The following is a 19074-nucleotide window of genomic DNA, read 5'->3' on the forward strand; positions in this document are numbered from 1 at the left end:
TACGTTCTGGCGTGACACTGCCCGGCTCATTCCGGGATGCAGTGAGACGTTAATTGATTGGAATTTAAGGAAGATTAATTCCGGTGGCACCCAGTGAGAACGTATGACACAAGAAGAATACCCCTCCGGCGGGAGTATTTTGGGAAAGATGAACAGGGGCGCCCCTTACTCTTCATCTTTCGCGAAATACTCCGGGGGGCTTTGAAAATCCTATTTTCAAAGTAGGGGCAGCGCCCCCATTGGGCGCGCGAATGCGCGCTGATCCTGCCGCGCCGCAGGCGCGTCCTTTTGAGAGCAGGGCATCAGCCTTGACGGATCACCCGGTTCACATGGCCCATCTTGCGCCCCGGCTTGACCTCGGCCTTGCTGTAGAGGTGCAGGGCGGCGTCGCGGTCTTGCGCGATGTCCGGCACCTTGTCCATGTCCTCGCCGATCAGGTTTTCCATCACCACATCGGCGTAGCGCCCGCCATCGCCCAGCGGCCAGCCGGCAACGGCACGGATGTGTTGCTCAAACTGATCCACAGTGCAGCCTTGCTGCGTCCAATGGCCCGAGTTGTGCACGCGCGGGGCGATTTCGTTGACCACCAAGCCTTGCGGCGTCACGAAAAGCTCCACGCCCATGACGCCCACGTAGTTCAGCGCATTGAGGATTTTGCCCGCCATCAGCACCGCATCGGTGCGCTGTGCGGTGCTCAGGCGCGCGGGCACTGTGGTGGTGCGCAGGATGCCACCTTCGTGCACGTTCTCGCCCGGATCGAAACAGGCCACATCGCCGGAAGCGCTACGCGCGCCTATGACTGAAACCTCGTGGCTGAACGCGACAAATCCCTCAAGGATCGCCTCTTGCCCGGTCATATCCGCCAGCGCTTGGGAGGCGTCGCCCGCTTGCATGATCCGTGCCTGCCCCTTGCCGTCATAGCCGAAGCGCCGGGTTTTCAGGATCGCGGGCAGCCCGATCTTTGCAATCGCCGCTTCCAGATCTTCGGCCGTGGTCACGGCGGCATAGGGCGCGGTGGTCAGGCCCAAGTCAGAGAGAAAATCCTTTTCGGTCAAGCGGTCCTGGCTGATGCGCAAGGCCTCGCGCCCCGGACGCACGGGGACCAGCGATTCGATCAGGTCCAGTGCGGCGGTGGGGATGTTTTCGAATTCATAGGTGACCACATCCACGGCTTCGGCAAAGCGGCGCAGGGCCTCTTCATCGTTGTAAGCGGCCTTGAAATGGAAATTCGACACATGGCTGGCCGGGCAATCGCCGCCGGGCTCGAACACACAGGTTTTGAAGCCCAGTCGGGAGGCCGCAACCGAGAGCATCCGGCCCAATTGGCCGCCGCCCAGGATCCCGATGGTGGCGCCGGTGGTCAGGGGGTCAGTCATCTTGCGGCTCGTCTGGAATGGAGGCGGAAAGGGCCTCGCGCCATGCGTCAAGGCGGGTGGCGAGGGCGTGGTCGTGGGTGGCCAAAATCCCAGCCGCCATCAGGCCTGCATTGGCCGCGCCCGGAGCACCAATGGCCATGGTCGCCACCGGAAAGCCCTTGGGCATCTGCACGATGGAATAGAGGCTGTCGACGCCCGAAAGCGCCTTGGTCTGAACCGGCACACCCACAACGGGCACGCGGGTTTTGCTGGCCATCATGCCCGGCAAATGCGCGGCACCACCAGCCCCGGCGATAATCACTTTCAAACCGCGCTCAGCGGCGGTTTTGCCGTAGTCCCACAGGCGGTCGGGCGTGCGATGGGCCGAGACGATCTTGGTCTCATAGGCGACGCCCAGTTCATCAAGAATGGTGGCGGCCTCGCGCATGGTTGGCCAATCGGATTGGCTGCCCATGATAATGCCCACTTGGATCTCTGCCATGTCTCATGCCCCTTGCAATGAAGGGCGCACTATACGCATCACGCGGGCTTACGCAATAATGTCCGGATAGAGCCTGTCTTCGATATAGGCGATCATGTCCTTGAGGCGCAGTTTTTGCTGTTTCAGCCGCTTGAGGGTCAGCGGATCGCGCGCGCCTTTTTCTTCGAGCGCGGTAATCGCCTCGTCCAGGTCGCGGTGTTGGCGGCGGAATTCCTCCAACTCGACGCGCAGGACCTCGTCGGATTTCATCGACAGATCGCCAAAAGCGTTCATGGCTCACGATTCCTTATCATGCGGAGTTTCAAGATACTGTATTCGCGCGATTTCGCAAAGCCCTTGCACAGCGCCAAAGCAGCCCCCATATTTCACGCGTGGGGTTGCCGTAACGGGGCCGCACGTTGGACTGTCGCTTTGAATATAAGGACGTGTCGATGACCAAGATGACATTGGGGGCACACCCCTATATGCTGGGGTTTGAGCAGTTGGAGCGTATGCTGGAACGCAGCGCGAAATCGGGCAACGAAGGTTACCCGCCGTTCAACATCGAACAAACCTCGGAGAATTCCTATCGCATCACGCTGGCTGTGGCTGGCTTTGCCGAGGATGATTTGGCGATTACCGTTGAAGACCGGCAGTTGGTGATCCGCGGCCGTCAATCCGACGACAGCCAAGACAGGGTTTTTCTGCACCGTGGCATTGCCGCGCGCCAATTCCAACGCTCTTTCGTGTTGGCCGATGGCGTTGAAGTTGGCGATGCGATCATGGAAAACGGTCTGCTTCATGTGGACCTGACCCGCGCGCAACCGGAGAGCGTGGTGCAGAGAATCAAGATCAACAAGGGGTAAGCGAGATGCAGACACCATATGATTTCGGCGCCGAAGCGGGCCGTCCCATCGTCTATGTGCGCGCGGTCAAGGTGGCCGACCTGCCCGAGGATATGCGCGAGCAAGCCATGGGCAGCGAGACTCTTTATGCCGTGCATACGTCCGACGGCGAGCGCCTTGCGTTGGTGCGGGACAGGCGCTTGGCCTTCATCCTGGCCCGTCAGAACGACATGGAGCCAGTGACGGTTCACTAAACCGACGTGGTGGCGCATCTGCGCCACCGGCGCGCTTGCCTTGGAGGGGCGCAGCGCATAATCACCCGGTGTTGACCACCGGAGTGTCCCATGTCCAACGATCAGCCCGTAGTTGCGATCCTGCCCAACCATGTCAAACTGGGTTGGACACCCGGTTCATTGCCGCTTGATGATATGATATGGCCCTTGGGGCAGCCCGACCGGCTGAAGGGCGGCGCATTGCGCGACCTCACGCCGGAGGATCATTTGATCGTCTTCCCGCGCGGCATGATCCATTGGCGTTTGGGCTTTGGCACCCGTGCCAAGGTATCGGTCATGATCCTTGAACCGCAAGCGATCCACGGCAAGCATGCGCGCCGCCTGCGCCTGTCTTATCGGCGCTTTTTCCGAGTGCTGAGCTTTTACGAGGATCTCTGCGCAACCCTGCCCAACGTTTTGTTCTTCCCCTTTGGAAGTACCTGGGTTCCGGATTGGCGGGAGCTCGAGATTGAAAAGGTCGAAATGTGCTCGCTGATCGCATCGGCCAAACGCTCGCTTGCTGGGCACGCGCTGCGCCACGAAATCGCCGATTGGGCGAATTCCCAAGGTATCGCCCTCGATGTCATGGGCGGGGGGTATCGGCCGTTCAAGGACAAGGCGGACGGGCTTGCGCCCTATCGCTACTCGGTGGTGATCGAAAACGTGCGCGAGCGGCATTACTTCACCGAGAAACTGATTGATGCGATCCTTTGCAAAACCGTCCCGATCTACTGGGGTTGCCCCAATATTGGCGACTATTTCGATACCTCGGGTATGGTGATCTGCGACAGCGCCGAGGATGTAAGGGCGGCGCTCTGCGCGATGTCCGAAGACGATTATGCGGCGCGTCTGCCTGCGCTTGAGGCTGCGCGCGGCCAAGCTGACGACTACGGCGATGTCTACGGACGCGCCGCTCGTGCCTTGCTTGAGGCCTCAGGCCAAATGCCATAGCGTCGGGTCAACGCCTCTGCGCAGGCCAGGTTGGCCGCATGCCGATCTTTGCCGCCGACCTTTGCTACCTGCAAGGCATGGGCATCATCAAAGGCAGGCCGCATCGCGGCACGGGCCCTTGCGACCTCGCACAGCGCGATCCCCTGCCGGGCCAATTGCCCTGACAGCCAGATATCGTCGACGGGCCACGCCGCATCGGGTGGGGTCATGTCCGGGGCCGCCAACCAAGCCGGATCAACGCAGACACCTGAAAACCCTTGGGCAATATCGGTGAACCCCGGCGCGGCACGGGTTTGCCGTTTCAAGCGCCTGACCGAATACCCTTGGCCCGTGCTTGCCACGCCATCGCCCGCGCTCTGCAAAAGCGCCGCCGCCCAGCCGGGGCCATAGGCCCAATCGTCATCGCAATAGATCAGTCGGTCCACCTTGCCTGCCAGATACCGCGAGGCGATCAAGGCCTTTCCCGCCGGGCCGAGGTCATGCTCAGACCACAACAGGTTTACCCCAGCGGGCAGAGCCGGGGGATGAACCACCCCGGAAAACCGGCGGTAGCTGCGCGGCAGGCAAAGATACACTGCCACGGGTGCCGGCCGTTGCGCCGAAAGCGCCTGCAAAACCGGTCCAAGCCGGTCAAAGCGCGGCGGAATCGAGGTAAGCGAAATCGCGTACATTCGCGGTGCCTAAACGAAATCGGGCCGCCCCGGCAAGGGCGGCCCGTGTAGTCGAAAAGCGCTCCGCAGGCCTTGTGGCCTTTGTCGCGGAAAAACGGATCAGCCCGCGATCAGGCCCATCTGTTCCAGCTTCAGAATCACCTGATGGGCGCAGTTGTCCACCTCGGTACCTTCTGTCTCAACCCGCAGTTCGGGGTCGGCAGGCACATCATAGGGATCGGAAATCCCGGTGAATTCCTTGATCTTGCCTTCGCGCGCCAGTTTGTACAGGCCCTTGCGGTCGCGGCGTTCGCATTCCTCGATCGAGGTGGCGACATGGACCTCAACGAAGGCACCATATTGCTCCACATCTTCGCGCACGGCGCGACGGGTGGTGGCATAGGGGGCAATCGGTGCACAGATCGCGATACCGCCGTTCTTGGTGATCTCACTGGCGACATAGCCGATCCGACGGATGTTCAGATCGCGGTGCTCTTTCGAGAAGCCCAACTCGCTTGAAAGGTTCTTGCGCACAATATCCCCATCCAAAAGGGTCACGGGGCGGCCACCCATCTCCATCAGCTTGACCATAAGCGCGTTGGCGATGGTCGATTTGCCCGAGCCCGAGAAGCCGGTGAAGAACACGGTAAAGCCCTGTTGGCTGCGCGGCGGCTTGGTGCGGCGCAGTTCGGCCACGACCTCGGGGAAGGAGAACCAATCGGGGATCTCAAGGCCTTCTTGCAACCGGCGGCGCAATTCGGTGCCCGAGATGTTGAGGATCGTGACATTGTCCTTGTCGGCGATCTCGTCGACGGCTTCGTATTGGGCGCGCTCCTGCACATAGACCATGTGCTTGAAGTCAACCATTTCGATGCCGATTTCCTCCTGATGCTCGCGGAAGAGGTCCTGCGCATCGTAGGGGCCATAGAAGTCTTCGCCCTGGCTGTTCTTGCCGGGGCCGGCATGGTCGCGGCCAACGATGAAATGGGTGCAGCCATGGTTTTTGCGGATCAACCCGTGCCAGACGGCCTCGCGCGGGCCGGCCATCCGCATGGCAAGGTTCAAAAGGCTCATCGTGGTGGTCGAGCCGGGATATTTGTCCAGCACCGCCTCGTAGCAGCGCACGCGCGTGAAGTGATCCACATCACCCGGTTTGGTCATGCCGACAACGGGATGAATCAACAGGTTCGCCTCGGCTTCTTTCGCCGCGCGGAACGTCAGTTCCTGATGCGCGCGGTGCAGCGGGTTGCGCGTTTGGAAGGCGACAACCTTGCGCCAGCCCAGCTTGCGAAAATAGGCGCGCAATTCATTGGGCGTGTCACGGCGACCACGGAAATCATAGTGCACGGGTTGCTGAATCCCGGTGACCGGCCCGCCCAGATACACCTTGCCCGCGGTGTTATGCAGGTAATTCACCGCCGGATGCGCCTCGTCGTCGGCGCCGAAAACCTTCTCGGCTTCGCGCGACTTGTTGGGCGTCCAACGGTCGGTGACCGTCATCGTGGCAAGGATCACACCTTCCTGATCCCGAAGGGCGATATCTTGGCCCAGCTCGATTCCCTCGGCAAAGCTTTCCGAGACATCCAGCGTGATGGGCATCGGCCAAAGCGTCCCATCGGCCAGCCGCATGTTCTCGACAACGCCGTTGTAATCCTCTTCCGACAAAAAGCCTTTAAGCGGGTTGAACCCGCCGTTCATCAAAAGCTCCAGATCGCAAATCTGGCGTGGGGTCATATCCCAGCTTGTCAAATCGGCGGCTTCAACTTTCAGCTTCTGGGCTGACTCGTAGGAAACGAAAAGTTCGGGGATAGGGGCCAGGTTCGGCTGGTGCATCACGACTCTCGGATTTGCTTGTAATTCTTTTGGTTCAAGCGCTCTGCGCTCTTCCTCCGCGCCTTAGACCCGAAGGGCCCGTTGGGGCAAGTCATGGCAGCCGGATTTCTGAAATAGAGGCAAAAATGACGCGCGCCTTTCGATTATTGGAACGATTTTTCGAAGCCCCCAAACATTCCGGAATTGATATGGATCAGGGTGCTGTGTCGACCGGCCTTATAGAATGATTCTAACGCGCGAGATTATGATATCGGAGACTTACTTCAATGAACCATTCTTGGACCCTTGCCCTCGGCACTGCCTCTTGTCTCGCGCTTGGCGCTGCCGCGCAGGCCTCTGAGCTACGAGATCAGGCGCTGGATATGTTCGCGGCTGTGCCCTCGACCATTCCCGCCATGACCGACAACCCGGTCACACCGGAAAAAATCGACCTCGGCAAGGCGCTCTTTTTCGATCCACGCATGTCCGCCTCGGGCGTGTTCTCGTGCAATTCCTGCCACAACCTCGCAACCGGTGGCGACGACAACATGCCCACCTCCATCGGCCATGGCTGGCAGAAGGGGCCGCGCAATTCCCCCACCGTGCTCAATGCCGTCTTCAACGAGGCGCAATTCTGGGACGGTCGTGCCGAAGACCTCAAGGCACAGGCCAAAGGCCCGGTTCAGGCGGGTGTGGAAATGGCCAACACGCCGGACAACGTGATCGCCACGCTGAATTCCATGCCGCAGTATCAGGAGTGGTTCAAAGCCTCCTTCCCGGATGAGGCTGACCCGGTCACCTTCGACAACTTCGCCAAGGCGATCGAGGCTTATGAGGCCACGCTGATCACTCCCGCGCCTTTCGATGCCTTCCTCAACGGCGATGACGCCGCCATGACGGATGAGGAAAAAGAGGGTCTCGCGCTGTTCATGGACAAGGGCTGTGCCTCTTGCCACAACGGGGTGAACCTTGGCGGCAATGGCTACTACCCCTTTGGCCTGATCGAAAAACCCGGTGCCGACATCCTGCCTGAAAACGATAAAGGCCGCTATGCAGTGACCGAAACGGCTGCCGATGAATATGTCTTCCGCGCTTCGCCCCTGCGCAACATTGACCAGACAGCCCCCTATTTCCATTCCGGGCTGGTCTGGGACCTTAAGGTCGCGGTGCAGATCATGGGTGAAAGCCAATTGGGTCAGGACCTGAACGACGAGGAGGCCGACAAGATCGTCGCCTTTCTCGGCGCATTGACTGGCGAAATGCCCGAGGTGGTTTACCCGGTCCTGCCGGCTGAAACCATGTCCACCCCGCGTCCCACGGGCGAGGTGATGCCGAACTGAGTTCCACGACAAGACCTGGAAACGGCGCGGTTATCGCGCCGTTTTCATTCTGCCGCTGACATTCGCGGCACAGTCGGTTGCGTTTTGGCAACCTCGGCGAAGATCCAGTCTTTGAACTGCTGGATCATCGGATCGTCGCCACGGCCCTCGGCATGGGCCACCGAGTAAATGACCGCAGGCATGGTGATCGTATCGAAAAGCCGGATCAAACGCCCACTTGCCACCGTGTCGCGTACCATCGAGTCATAGGCGAGCGACACGCCGCCGCCCTGTTCCGCCGCGGTTGTCGACAACTCGCAATTGGGAAAGACAGGGCCGGGTGGCATGGCCTGTGGCGACAGGCCCGCGGCGTCGAACCACTGGTCCCAAGCGTCATCGGTTTCATCGTACATCAAGGTCATGCGCAACAGATCCTCAGGGTGCTCGATGCCTTCGGCGTCTCGTAATCTTGGACTGATCACGGGGTAACGGCTTGATTGCATCAAGGGATAGGTTGACACGCCCGGAACGGGCGCATCGGCCCATTGGATCACCAAGTCACTATCGTTTTTGGCGAAATCCAGAGAGGGAGCCCCGGTCGAAACCCGCAGTTGCACCCGGTCGGCAAAGGGCAAACCTGACAAGCGCGGCACCAGCCAGCGCGCGGCGAAGCCCGGCGTGCATAGTACCCTGAACGGTCGCTCGCCCGCATGGCGCACCGCGCGCGTGCTCTCGTCCAGAAAATCCAGAAGCCCGGTCAGCTTCCCGGCATAGGCTTTCCCTGTCAGGGTCAGGTCCAACCGGTTGCCCTCGCGTTCGAAGAGCGCGGTATCCAGATACGCTTCCAGGGCGCGGATCTGGTGGCTGATCGCAGAGGGAGACAGGCACAATTCCTCCGCTGCCTTCTTGAAGCTCTTGTATCGTGCAGCGGCTTCAAAGGCCTTGACCGCCGCGAAAGGAGGAAGCTGTCGACCCATGGCAGGTGAATTTCCTTCATCTGCGGTTGAAAAATGGTCTTTTGCGCATAACGCGATCGCTAGCATAGCATCTTTTGCACAATCCGTCCAAACCAGATCCGGAGGATGCCATGCGCTTCCCCTCACGTGCCCGCCATTGGCTGGCCCGCGTCAGCTTTCTTTGTCTTGTGGTTTCCAGCACACAGGCCGGCGCCAAGGACCTTCTGGCATGGCGCGAGGCCCGCGATATCCAGGCGCTCGTCGTGCAACTCGAAGGCTGGCTTGATGCCAAAACCGATCTGCCCCGTCGCGACACAGCCCCTGCCATCCGCCTGATCTCAATGGCGCATCTGGCGCGGCTTGCGCCAATACGCGCGGCGAACGAGGCCTCGCATACCCGTGGCCTGTATGATCCTGACACCGAGACCATTTGGCTAGTGCGGCCCTGGAGCCGCAAAAGCCCCTATGACGTCAGCGTCCTTTTACACGAACTCACCCACCACCGACAAGCCGAGCACGGCCATTGGTATTGCCCCGGCGCACAGGAATTGCCTGCCTACCGGCTGCAACAGGCATGGCTCAACGAACTGGGTCTTGAGCCGAATGTAAACTGGATCGCAGTCATCCTCGAAGCAGGCTGCACATCGCGCGACTTCCACCCAGACTGAAATGGCCTTTTGCGCTGTGCACCCGGCTTCTTCTGTTTCCAAATATCCTGGGGTGAGGCCGTAGGCCGAGGGGCAAAGCCCCTCTCCCGGCGCGCAAAAGCGCGCTTTAACCTGTCGCGCCGCAGGCGCGGCCTTTGGCTCAAGGGTCAAGCTTGCGGGACATAGGCCTCGGGGGCAGGGGCCTCATCCTCCATCTCGGCGATGAACTTTTCGGCATCCAGCGCCGCCATGCAGCCCATCCCGGCGCTGGTCACCGCCTGACGATAGATATGGTCGGTCAGGTCCCCGGCCGCGAACAGACCCGGCACCGAGGTGCGGGTGCTGCCCGCTTCGACCTTCACATATTCGCCGTGGTGCATTTCGACCTTGCCTTTGACCAATTCGTTGGCGGGTGCGTGACCAATCGCAATGAAAACACCCTTGCAGGGGATGTCCTGTGTCTCGCCGGTTTTCGAATGCTTGACGCGCACGCCGGTCACACCCTTGGGGTTGTCATCGCCCAGAACCTCGTCCAGCTCATGAAACCAAAGCGGTTCGATCTTGGGGTGCTTCAGCAGACGGTCCTGCAAAATCTTCTCGGCGCGCAACTCGTCGCGGCGGTGGATCAGTGTGACCTTGGAGGCGAAATTCGTCAGGAAGAGCGCCTCTTCCACGGCGGTGTTGCCGCCGCCGACCACCACGATCTCCTGACCGCGATAGAAAAAGCCGTCACAGGTGGCACAGGCCGAGACGCCAAAGCCCTTGAAAGCCTCTTCGCTCTCCAGCCCCAGCCACTTGGCCCGCGCGCCGGTGGCCAAGATCACGCTGTCGGCGGTGTAGGTTGTGCCGCTGTCGCCCTTGGCCACGAAGGGGCGGCTTTCCACGTCCAGCTCGGTGATGATATCCCCGATGATCTCGCAGCCCATCTCCTTGGCATGCGCTTCCATGCGCACCATCAGGTCCGGACCTTGCACCTCGGTATCACCGGGCCAGTTCTCGACCTCGGTCGTGGTGGTCAGCTGCCCGCCCGGTTCGATCCCCTGCACGAGGATCGGCTCCAGCATGGCGCGGCTGGCATAGACCCCGGCGGTATAGCCCGCCGGGCCCGAGCCGATGATCAGGGTTTTGGTATGACGGGTTTCGCCCATGGGTCACCTGTAGCGTTATCGGGTTGCATCAAAAGTCGTGGCAGATATAGCCCTGTGACGCGGTGCATGTAACCCCCACCGCAAGGTCAGGAGATAGCATCGGCAATCTTTTTGACCATGAAACGATATTGCGCCTTGGCGAAACATTATTGCGCGCATATATGGGCGTGATATAACAATCGAGAAACACGCCGAAGGATCGCCCAAGATGCCCGCAACCCGCCTTGACCCCATTGACCGCAAGATACTGGCCGAACTTCAGGCCGACGGTCGCATGACCAATGTAGAATTGGCCAAGCGTGTGGGAATCTCGGCTCCGCCCTGTCTGCGCCGTGTGCGCACGCTTGAGGAGCAGGGCTTTATCAAGGGCTACCATGCGGATGTGGACGCCCGCGAATTGGGCTTCGAAGTACAGGTTTTCGCCAGCGTCGGCTTGCAAAAACAGGCCGAGGCCGACCTCAGCGCATTCGAGGAACGCTGCAACGACTGGCCCTTGGTGCGCGAGTGTCACATGCTCAATGGCGAAGTTGATTTCATCCTCAAATGCGTGGCGCCTGACCTCTCGACCTTCCAACGCTTTCTGACCGAAGAATTGACTGCCGCCGAGAACGTGGCCAGCGTCAAGACCTCATTGGTCATTCGCGGCGCCAAGGACGAACCGGGTGTACCCTTCGACATCCTTGAAGAGAGATTGACCCAAAGCGCCTAGGCCGCTTCCAGTTCATCCGCTGACATCAACGGCAAACGCAGATGCGACAGCCCGCCGAACTCATGCGGTGCCTTGATGTGCGGGAAGAATGACAGGAACAGGCCAAGCATCTTATCGCCGATCTTGCGCTCGAACCCCGATCCCGGGTGATAGCTTTCGACCGAAAGGCCGCCCGCGTTGATCGTGGCATGCTTTGCAAGACACAGATGGTAAACGCTCACCGGTCGTGGCGGCATGACCTCGATAACGCCATGCCCGTCGTGCAGATGATGCATGGGCGTCAGTATCTTTTCATTGCCGATCTGCTCGCGAAGCCGCGCCGCCGGGGCCAGAACCCGTGCGCCGGGACCGAACATTATATTGGTCATGGGTTTGCCCATGCCAAAGGCCTCGGGCATGACACGGGTCATCCTTGCCTCGGGCGGGGCGGGACTATCTGGTTTTGGCACAAGGGTCATCGACCCGACCCAAAGCAGGCGAGTGGGGCCGTATTCGGCTGTCACGATCTCGTCGCCGGGCAGCAAATCCTCGATTGCGACGGGGCCATGTGCGGTCTGAATCAGGGTGCCGCGTGCAAAGGCGGAAAATGCGGCCTCGAACAGCGGCAGCGCCGGGCCGATTTGCTCGGACTGGCGGATATCGCCATCCGCGCGCAGCGCCGAAATCTGATACTTCCGCATGACCAGAGCACGCCGGGATTTGGTCGGCGAAACGCCGGGGCCGATCCTGCGAGGGAGTGCTGTAGAAGGGGTGGCCGCCGAGAGGCGGGCGGCCGTGGAGGGGGTAGCCATGATGCGTCACCTTTTCAGGTCGTCACACCCGCGCCGGCCCCCACCGACAACGACAGACTGACGAATACTGCTTACGTCTTGTGAAAACAGTAGGGCACCGTGGGCGATATTTCGTCAAATTCTTGTGGGAATTGTCACTGCTCCAGTCGCAATGGTGCCTAGAGCCGGAATTTGTTTCGCGCTTGTTAACGCACCTGCCACATTCTCCTCACCGAACGGTTTTGGGGCTGTCGAATCAGGGCAAAAAAATGAGGTCTCCATCAGGAGACCTCATGACACCGATGCCTGGAGGAATCGGGCTACGTCAGGGCCGGCTGCTTTCAGGCAGACTTGAGCTTGGCCATAGCAAGGATCGCCGGGCGCGGCTTGCGCTTTGCGCTGCGTTGAAACGGCAGGGCCGGGGCCTCTTGTTTGCTGGTTTCGATAACGCTTTTCATCCAACGCTTTTTCATGGTTTTGTCCTCTGCTTTGGCCTGCCCTTGCAGGGCTGTTGTATCCGATTGCCACCAAGTATTGCGGTGGTTTGCGGCCATCTTTTGACGCGATGCGAGAAAATCGGAAGCTTTTTGAGGGACGGTGTCGGGAAAATTTGGCAAGAGGCAGGGTTTCTCATAAAATATTGAATTTATTGTATTTTAAAAAATAGAAGCGCAGCAATATCAAGGAAATCCAAGCATTGTTTCCATTAATTGGGGCAATCCTGTGGGCATGTTTGCCCGGTTTTGGCCTGATTCAAAGCCGAATGGCGGAGATCATGCGGCCGTAATCCGCTTCACCCGCATGTGTCGCCCGGCGGTATGAGAAAAACCGTTCTGGATCGGAATAGGTGCAATGCCGCGTCCATTCCGCTTTGCCAATGCCAGCCTGCCGCATACGGTGCAGCCCGAAGGCCGGCAGGTCGAACAAGTACCTGTCGCCCTCGCCATTGGCGAAGAAGCGGTGGTTTTCGGGGTCGTCGTCCATGAACTCTTCAAGAAACTCCGGACCCACCTCGTAGGCGCGCTGACTGATCGAAGGGCCGATAACGGCGTGCAAGGCCTCTCGCTCGGCCCCCAAGCCTTCCATCGCCTCGATCGTGGCTTCCAGCACGCCATCCAAGGCCCCACGCCATCCGGCGTGCGCGGCGCCGACAACGCCGTTCTCGGCATCGGCGAAGAGCACGGGCTGGCAATCCGCGGTCAATACGGCGAGCGCCACGCCCGGCGTCGCGGACACGAGACCGTCGGCCTTGGGGCGAACGGCCAAGGGGCCATCCACTGTTGCCACGTCCGCCGAATGAACCTGATGCACGGTGATGAGGTTTTCCGGGGCGACGTGCATGGCGTCGGCCACGCGTGTTTTGTTGATGCTGACGATTTCGGATTGATCCGATGATCCCTGCCCACAGTTGAGGCCCTGAAACACCCCGGACGAGGCCCCGCCCTTGCGGGTAAAGAACCCGTGCCGCAGCGGTGCAAGGCTGTCGGATGTTAGGATCTCCAATGTCATGCCTCGAACCCCGGTGGTAGTGCGGCGCCTTCCGGATAAAGCGCCATGGCTTTGAAGAGCGTCCCCATTTCCTGTGGGTGGGTCAAGCGCCGATGCGCGGCGATGTGCTGACTCAGCGTATCGCCACTCAGCCGCTTGGCAAGAGCTTGCGCGCGCTGCGTGATGCCAAGGCGCTCAAGCAAAACCCCTTGCGGGGTCAGCCGACTATGTGCCGTTGGCGCGGCCCGCGCCAAGGCTTCGAAATCCACATGCGCGGTCAGGTCCGCCGTACCGGGGGTATCGAAGGGATCTACAGGTTCATGCGCTTGCAGCGCCTGAAATGTATCGCCCAACGAGCGCCAGTCGCCATAATCCACGATCAGTGCAGTGCCGCCCCGCAATTTGATCTTCGCGCCAATCGTCGCTGCAATGGCCTGTGCCGGGCTTGAAAACTCAACCACATCGCCGGGCCGCGTATCCTCAAGACGATGCTGCAAGGCGGGCAGCGGGGTTGCATCGCTCAGGCCAAGGGTCAACCGCCCGTCCTGCATACCAACGCAGCGCTCGCGCCATAGCTCGCCCTCGGCGCGCTCCACCTGGCGTATCGGCAGCGCATCGAAAAATTCATTGGCCACCAGATAAAGCGGGGCGTCGGGCAATGCCTCGACGCTTTTGTGCCACACGACACCCTCGCGCCCCAGCGTTTCGGCCTGCACAGCCCGCAAGGCGGGCGAGGTTTCGACCAAATGAACTGACATCGCTGCATGAAACCCCGAAACCGCGCGAGTCGCCCGCAGGATATCCGCCATCAGCGTCCCGCGACCGGGCCCAAGCTCGGCCAGGGTAAACCGTTCCGGTGTACCCTGTTCCATCCAGGCCTGTGCCAAGGTCAGACCGATCAATTCGCCGAACATCTGGCTGGTCTCGGGCGCGGTGATGAAATCGCCCGCCGTTCCCAAGGGGTCGCGGGTTGTGTAATAGCCATGCTCAGGGTGCGACAGGCAAAGCCCCATGTATTCCGACAGGGGCATTGGCCCCTCGGCCGCGACCCGCTTGACGATGATATCGTGCAGGCCGCTCATGCCGCCCTTCGGGCCTTGGCGATCACCAACAGGATCCCCCCGAACACCACCATGGGAAGTGACAACAGCTGCCCCATGCTCAGGCCCCACTCACCTGCCTGAACCACATATCCTAGGGGATTGTCCGGCGTGATGAATTGCGCATCCGCTTGCCGGACAAACTCCACGACAAAGCGTGAAAGCCCATAGCCGATGAAGAAGACGCCCGAGACCAAGCCCGGCATCCACAGCGCCCGCTGCCGCCAGACCAGCCATAGAAGAACAGCGCCCAGAACCAACCCCTCAAGCCCTGCCTCGTAAAGCTGTGAAGGGTGCCGCGCACAGGGTCCTGCCACATTCGGGCAATCCTGTGCCGCCGCCGTCGGGAAGACGACTCCCCAAGGCAGGTCCGTGGGCCGTCCCCAAAGCTCGGCGTTGATGAAGTTTGCGATGCGACCCAACAAAAGCCCCGCGGGTGTTGCCATGCAAAGCACATCCGCCAGCGACAGGAACGGCACGCGGCGCGTCCTTGCAAAGGCGAAACAGGCCACCATCACACCAAGCAATCCACCGTGAAAGGCCATGCCGCCTTGCCAGACCTTCAAGATCTCAACCGGGTTTTGCAGATAATACCCCGGCTGGTAGAACAAAACGAAGCCCAGCCGCCCACCAAGGATGACCCCAAGGATCACCCAAGTGAGAAGGTCTTCCACATCCCTCGATGTCAAAGGCGCCTCACCGCCGCGCCACAAATGCCCACGCCGCACTGCCATCACCACCAACCGCCAGCCCAGAACGATGCCCACGATATAGGCCAGTGCATACCAACGCAGAGCAAATTCCATGCCAAACAGCGAGATGCTGAAAATCTCGGGTGAAATATCGGGAAAGGGGATCACGGCCTGCATGTGCGTCTCTGTGCCTCTGGTTTGCGGGGGAAGTCAATCCTTGTCCCTTGTCTCTCATATGCCCATATAAGGGCAAAGCCCAACCGGAGTATGACCCATGCAATCCCGTAACAAAGTGCTCGACGATATTTCGCAGTTGATGACCAATGCCATGGGCGTGGCTCAGGGCGCGAAAGATGAGGCCGAAACCGCCATGAAATCGATGATGGACCGCTGGCTTGCCGACCGCGATTTCGTCACCCGTGAAGAGTTCGACGCCGTTCGCGCCATGGCCCAAAAAGCCCGTGAAGAAAACGAAGCGCTCAAAGCGCGCATCGAGGCACTTGAGAAGAAGTGAGGGCGCGCCCTGAGCAGAAGGCCCGCATCCTGCGCCTCGACTGAACCCAGCGCTTGATTGAAATTGGTGCAAACGGAGCCTGCATGGGTATTGCGCTTGTCTGGCTCTGCCGCGTCGCCGGCCGCACCATATGGCTGCCCATCCATGTCATGGAAGGCGCAGAGTGAGTATTCTGTCTGATCCGCTGCCCAAGGTGATCGAATCGCGCGACCGCCGCGAAGCGCCCGACATGACAAATGACGGACGTCCCCTGACCGAACTGGCCAGCGCCTTGCTCGACGCAGCGGCTGAGATTTTGGGTCCGTTGCACCGTCCTTGACCGAAGAAAGGTAAACACATGGCTAATCCCCTCTATGATGGACTCTTCGGTATCCATGCGGGCAAAACGACGCCCTTCCTGCATATCCCGGACGGGCGAACCATCACGCATCAGGAGTTCCTGTCCAAGGCCGCGCAACTCGCCACTGTCATGGTGCAGCTCGGCCTAACCCCCGGCGACAGGGTCGCGGCCCAAATCGAGAAATCCCCCGAGGCGCTGATGCTCTACGCCGCCTGCGCACAGGCCGGGTTGATTTTTCTCCCGCTCAATACCGCCTATACCGCCGACGAACTCAGCTATTTCATTGAAAACAGCGGTGCGGTCCTTATCGTCTGCGATGGCAAGAACCAAGACAGGCTCGCGCCTCTCGCACGTGGTCTAGGGGCACAGATCGAAACCTTGAACGCCGATGGTGGCGGCAGTCTATTGGACAAAGCCAAGACCGCCCCCAACAGCTTTGACACTGTCGCGCGCAGCGGCGAAGACCTTGCCGCCTTCCTATACACCTCCGGCACGACAGGGCGCTCCAAGGGCGCGATGCTGACCCAGAACAACTTGCTGTCCAATGCAAAAACCCTGGTCACCGAATGGCGTTTCACCGAGAAGGATGTCCTCCTTCACGCCTTGCCGATTTTCCACACCCACGGGCTCTTCGTGGCTACCAATATCGCACTGGCCGCTGGAAGCAGCATGATCTTCCTGCCGAAATTCGACCTCGATCAGGTCATAACCCAACTTCCCAAGGCCACAAGCATGATGGGTGTGCCCACCTTCTACACCCGGTTAATTGGTGATGACAGATTCACCAAGGGCCTTGCCCAACACATGCGCCTGTTCGTATCGGGGTCTGCCCCGCTTCTGGCGGAAACCCATGTGCAGTTCGAAGCGCGTACAGGCCATCGCATCCTCGAACGCTACGGCATGACAGAAACCAACATGAACACCTCTAATCCCTATGACGGCGAACGCCGCCCGGGAACGGTCGGCTTTCCCTTGCCGGGGGTTGAACTGAAGATTACCCACCCCGATACGGGAGATACCCTGCCCGCCGGCGAGATCGGCCAAATCGAAGTGCGTGGGCCAAACGTATTCAAGGGCTACTGGCAAATGCCGGAGAAAACCGCCGCTGAACTTCGCGAGGATGGGTTTTTCATAACCGGCGACTTGGGCAAGATCGACGAGGATGGCTACGTGCATATCGTCGGTCGCAACAAGGATCTCATCATTTCTGGGGGTTACAACATTTACCCCAAGGAAATCGAGTTGGTCTTGGACGAGCAACCCGGCGTTCTGGAGAGTGCCGTGATCGGTGTTCCGCACCCTGACTTCGGGGAAACGGTGGTGGGGATCATCGTGCCAGAGAAGGGCGCGACACCGGATGCCGGTGCGATGATGGAGGCAACCGGTGAGGCGTTGGCCCGGTTCAAACACCCTCGCAAGATCGTCGTTCTGGACGAACTTCCGCGCAACACGATGGGCAAGGTTCAAAAGAATGTCCTGCGAGAGCAGTACAAAGGCCTGTTCGTGTCCTGAGCCTGCGGGCGCGCCTGCTACGTGAACCATGAACCGACGTTTCTCGCAGATGTTTTGACAAGGCGTCAAAGACGGAAAGCAGCCGCGATTTGCTGACTTCCGCTGGTTGCCGCGCCTAGGAGCTTGTGTCCTAAAGTACTGAAGAAACACGTATTAATTGGCCGTCTCTTTCTGTGGATAACCAGAGGTTGCATAGAATCGTTTCCTGAGTCACTGTTTCACCCATAGGCGCAGCCATAATTTTTCGCGCCATCAATTAAGACATGACCAGTGAAATTGGCACCTTTCCTTTATCCAAGGGACTGTTGGACGATGATTAATCTCGAAAATAAAACCCTTTATGTATCTCTCTTTGGCCCGTTGCGCCTGCGGCAGGCTCAGGGGCTTCACGCCCTGAACCTCTCGGGTACGACGCGCGAACTCCTGACTTATCTTCTTAACCGCGCCGGCGAAGCGACCCGGCGCGATTCCCTGATCCACACATTTTGGCCGAACTCTCCGCAGGATAAGGGGCGGTCCGCGTTGAATACGGCGCTATGGCGGATCAACAAGATGCTTGATCGTATCGACGGGGTTGCCATCAGGGCGCTTGATGACCTCATTGTGCTGGAAACCTCTGAACATGTCTTTGTCGATGGGGCCGATCTGACACGGCTATACTGGCAAGCGCGCCGCATGATGACCGACGCTGGCCGCATCGACATCACGATCCGCCGAACCCTCTCGGATTTGCTTGAGCGCTGTAGTGGGAGCTTTCTGGAAGGCTGCAATGCGCAATGGGCCTTGGAAGACCGGGCCCGCGTCGAAGGCTTGCGGATGCGTGCCCTCGATCTGCTGATGGAGGATGCAAGCCGCCGCGACGCAGTGGGCGACGCCTTGAGTTGGGGCCGCCTGATCCTGACGATCGACCCCCTGCGCGAGACCGTATATCATGACATGATGTGCCTCTATGTCGAGAACGGCGAACGCCATAAGGCGCTGATGCTATATGAAGAATTGCGGGGAATTCTTGCGGAGGAACTGCAGGTCGATCTTGACCCGGCAACCCGTGAATTGCGCAATAGCATCATGGAAAGCCGCATCACGCGTCGCACCAAGCGCCCACTGCGCGACCACGAAAAGACCAGCAGAGAAAACGCTCGGCTTTAACAGTTAATACCCCAAGACAACTTGCCCCGCGCTCTTTCAGGAGCGCGGGGTTTTCCTTTTCAGATTGCAGGCTGTGACAGGTCTGTGACGGCGTGGTGAACACCGGGTGAGGGCAAGTGCATCTTGACGTGACCCTTCCCGAACCCCGCCAGCCTAGGGTGGTATCACGAAAGGATGTGATGCCGTGGCTGCTAACCGCTCTCGCAAATCTGCGCCCAAATTACGCGCTGCCGTTTTTGTCCTGCGCGTTCCCGGGCCGAACAGCCCGATTGAGGTGGAGTATGTCAACGCGGATCAAACGAGCCAGCACGAGACACTCGCAAAGGCGTTTGCGCTCATTGAAGCCATAGCATCCAACGTGCCG

At 59.8% G+C, this 19074-nt stretch carries 22 protein-coding genes; 10 read left to right on the forward strand and 12 right to left on the reverse strand.

The genetic code is table 11. From position 1 onward, the window contains the following. Window positions 1–302: 302 nt before the first annotated feature. The 3 genes from QZ498_RS09225 to QZ498_RS09235 are packed head-to-tail and all read right to left on the reverse strand — an operon-like array spanning window position 303 to window position 2130. Window positions 303–1376 carry a 5-(carboxyamino)imidazole ribonucleotide synthase gene (locus QZ498_RS09225; RefSeq protein WP_294621609.1) on the reverse strand — a complete coding sequence of 358 codons (1074 nt, stop codon included), beginning with the start codon at window positions 1374–1376 and terminating at the stop codon, window positions 303–305. Next, window positions 1369–1857, reverse strand: coding sequence for a 5-(carboxyamino)imidazole ribonucleotide mutase (gene purE / locus QZ498_RS09230; protein ID WP_294621610.1), 489 nt, complete (start codon window positions 1855–1857; stop codon window positions 1369–1371). The genes QZ498_RS09225 and purE overlap by 8 nt, the downstream gene beginning before the upstream one ends. 48 nt (window positions 1858–1905) lie before the next feature. Further along, window positions 1906–2130, reverse strand: coding sequence for a DUF465 domain-containing protein (locus tag QZ498_RS09235; protein WP_294621611.1), 225 nt, complete (start codon window positions 2128–2130; stop codon window positions 1906–1908). A 158-nt stretch (window positions 2131–2288) separates the two neighbouring features. Here QZ498_RS09235 and QZ498_RS09240 point away from each other — a divergent pair, with 158 nt between their 5' ends. The 3 genes from QZ498_RS09240 to QZ498_RS09250 all read left to right on the forward strand — a co-directional run bounded on the left by QZ498_RS09240 (window position 2289) and on the right by QZ498_RS09250 (window position 3904). Then, on the forward strand, window positions 2289–2702 hold the full coding sequence (locus QZ498_RS09240) for an Hsp20 family protein (protein WP_294621612.1): 414 nt from the start codon (window positions 2289–2291) through the stop codon (window positions 2700–2702). Between the two features lie 5 nt (window positions 2703–2707). Beyond that, a complete protein-coding gene (locus QZ498_RS09245; RefSeq protein ID WP_294621614.1) occupies window positions 2708–2935 on the forward strand; it encodes a DUF1150 family protein in 228 nt (75 codons plus the stop codon). A 90-nt stretch (window positions 2936–3025) separates the two neighbouring features. Next, window positions 3026–3904 (forward strand): hypothetical protein, encoded by an 879-nt coding sequence (locus QZ498_RS09250; protein ID WP_294621615.1) that lies wholly within the window; start codon window positions 3026–3028, stop codon window positions 3902–3904. On the opposite strand, the gene QZ498_RS09255 is transcribed toward QZ498_RS09250, so the two are convergent. After that, window positions 3853–4575: a hypothetical protein gene (locus tag QZ498_RS09255; protein ID WP_294621616.1), complete on the reverse strand. Its 723-nt coding sequence runs from the start codon at window positions 4573–4575 to the stop codon at window positions 3853–3855. The two genes, QZ498_RS09250 and QZ498_RS09255, sit on opposite strands and share 52 nt — an antisense overlap. A 99-nt stretch (window positions 4576–4674) precedes the next feature. Then, complete coding sequence (locus tag QZ498_RS09260; RefSeq protein ID WP_294621617.1) at window positions 4675–6387, reverse strand: bifunctional sulfate adenylyltransferase/adenylylsulfate kinase; 1713 nt, start codon at window positions 6385–6387, stop codon at window positions 4675–4677. A gap of 266 nt (window positions 6388–6653) precedes the next feature. Here QZ498_RS09260 and QZ498_RS09265 point away from each other — a divergent pair, with 266 nt between their 5' ends. Further along, window positions 6654–7706: a cytochrome-c peroxidase gene (locus QZ498_RS09265; protein WP_294621618.1), complete on the forward strand. Its 1053-nt coding sequence runs from the start codon at window positions 6654–6656 to the stop codon at window positions 7704–7706. Between the two features lie 44 nt (window positions 7707–7750). Here the strand turns inward: QZ498_RS09265 and QZ498_RS09270 are convergent, their stop codons facing one another. Then, window positions 7751–8662, reverse strand: coding sequence for a LysR substrate-binding domain-containing protein (locus tag QZ498_RS09270; RefSeq protein ID WP_294621620.1), 912 nt, complete (start codon window positions 8660–8662; stop codon window positions 7751–7753). A gap of 110 nt (window positions 8663–8772) precedes the next feature. Between QZ498_RS09270 and QZ498_RS09275 the strand changes: the two genes are divergently transcribed. Beyond that, window positions 8773–9309: a DUF6647 family protein gene (locus tag QZ498_RS09275; RefSeq protein WP_294621621.1), complete on the forward strand. Its 537-nt coding sequence runs from the start codon at window positions 8773–8775 to the stop codon at window positions 9307–9309. Between the two features lie 146 nt (window positions 9310–9455). Here the strand turns inward: QZ498_RS09275 and trxB are convergent, their stop codons facing one another. Next, entirely contained in the window at window positions 9456–10436 is a 981-nt protein-coding gene (trxB, locus tag QZ498_RS09280) for a thioredoxin-disulfide reductase (RefSeq protein ID WP_294621622.1), read from the reverse strand. Window positions 10437–10644: 208 nt separating this feature from the next. On the opposite strand from trxB, the gene QZ498_RS09285 reads away from it, so the two are divergent. Beyond that, entirely contained in the window at window positions 10645–11145 is a 501-nt protein-coding gene (locus QZ498_RS09285; protein WP_294621623.1) for an Lrp/AsnC family transcriptional regulator, read from the forward strand. Here QZ498_RS09285 and QZ498_RS09290 read toward each other — a convergent pair. From QZ498_RS09290 to lgt, 5 genes are all read right to left on the reverse strand, one after another. Next, a complete protein-coding gene (locus QZ498_RS09290) occupies window positions 11142–11936 on the reverse strand; it encodes a Hint domain-containing protein (RefSeq protein ID WP_294621624.1) in 795 nt (264 codons plus the stop codon). The genes QZ498_RS09285 and QZ498_RS09290 overlap by 4 nt on opposite strands. Window positions 11937–12256: 320 nt before the next feature. After that, window positions 12257–12388, reverse strand: a complete 132-nt coding sequence (locus QZ498_RS09295) for a hypothetical protein (RefSeq protein ID WP_294621625.1) — start codon at window positions 12386–12388, stop codon at window positions 12257–12259. A gap of 280 nt (window positions 12389–12668) precedes the next feature. Continuing rightward, window positions 12669–13424, reverse strand: a complete 756-nt coding sequence (gene pgeF / locus QZ498_RS09300) for a peptidoglycan editing factor PgeF (RefSeq protein WP_294621626.1) — start codon at window positions 13422–13424, stop codon at window positions 12669–12671. Then, window positions 13421–14485, reverse strand: a complete 1065-nt coding sequence (locus QZ498_RS09305; protein ID WP_294621627.1) for an SAM-dependent methyltransferase — start codon at window positions 14483–14485, stop codon at window positions 13421–13423. The genes pgeF and QZ498_RS09305 overlap by 4 nt, the downstream gene beginning before the upstream one ends. Continuing rightward, entirely contained in the window at window positions 14482–15372 is an 891-nt protein-coding gene (lgt, locus tag QZ498_RS09310) for a prolipoprotein diacylglyceryl transferase (protein WP_294621628.1), read from the reverse strand. Before lgt ends, QZ498_RS09305 begins: the two co-directional genes overlap by 4 nt. A gap of 97 nt (window positions 15373–15469) precedes the next feature. Between lgt and QZ498_RS09315 the strand changes: the two genes are divergently transcribed. The 4 genes from QZ498_RS09315 (at window position 15470) to QZ498_RS09330 (ending at window position 18710) form a co-directional block, all read left to right on the forward strand. Then, window positions 15470–15709 carry an accessory factor UbiK family protein gene (locus QZ498_RS09315; RefSeq protein ID WP_294621629.1) on the forward strand — a complete coding sequence of 80 codons (240 nt, stop codon included), beginning with the start codon at window positions 15470–15472 and terminating at the stop codon, window positions 15707–15709. Between the two features lie 163 nt (window positions 15710–15872). Next, window positions 15873–16028 (forward strand): hypothetical protein, encoded by a 156-nt coding sequence (locus tag QZ498_RS09320; protein ID WP_294621630.1) that lies wholly within the window; start codon window positions 15873–15875, stop codon window positions 16026–16028. A gap of 18 nt (window positions 16029–16046) precedes the next feature. Next, complete coding sequence (locus QZ498_RS09325) at window positions 16047–17561, forward strand: malonyl-CoA synthase (RefSeq protein WP_294621631.1); 1515 nt, start codon at window positions 16047–16049, stop codon at window positions 17559–17561. Between the two features lie 312 nt (window positions 17562–17873). Then, entirely contained in the window at window positions 17874–18710 is an 837-nt protein-coding gene (locus QZ498_RS09330) for a BTAD domain-containing putative transcriptional regulator (protein WP_294621632.1), read from the forward strand. Window positions 18711–19074: the final 364 nt, after the last annotated feature.

Origin of the sequence: uncultured Roseovarius sp. (genome assembly GCF_913057115.1) — a bacterium.
In the GTDB taxonomy this organism is placed as follows: Bacteria; Pseudomonadota; Alphaproteobacteria; order Rhodobacterales; family Rhodobacteraceae; genus Roseovarius.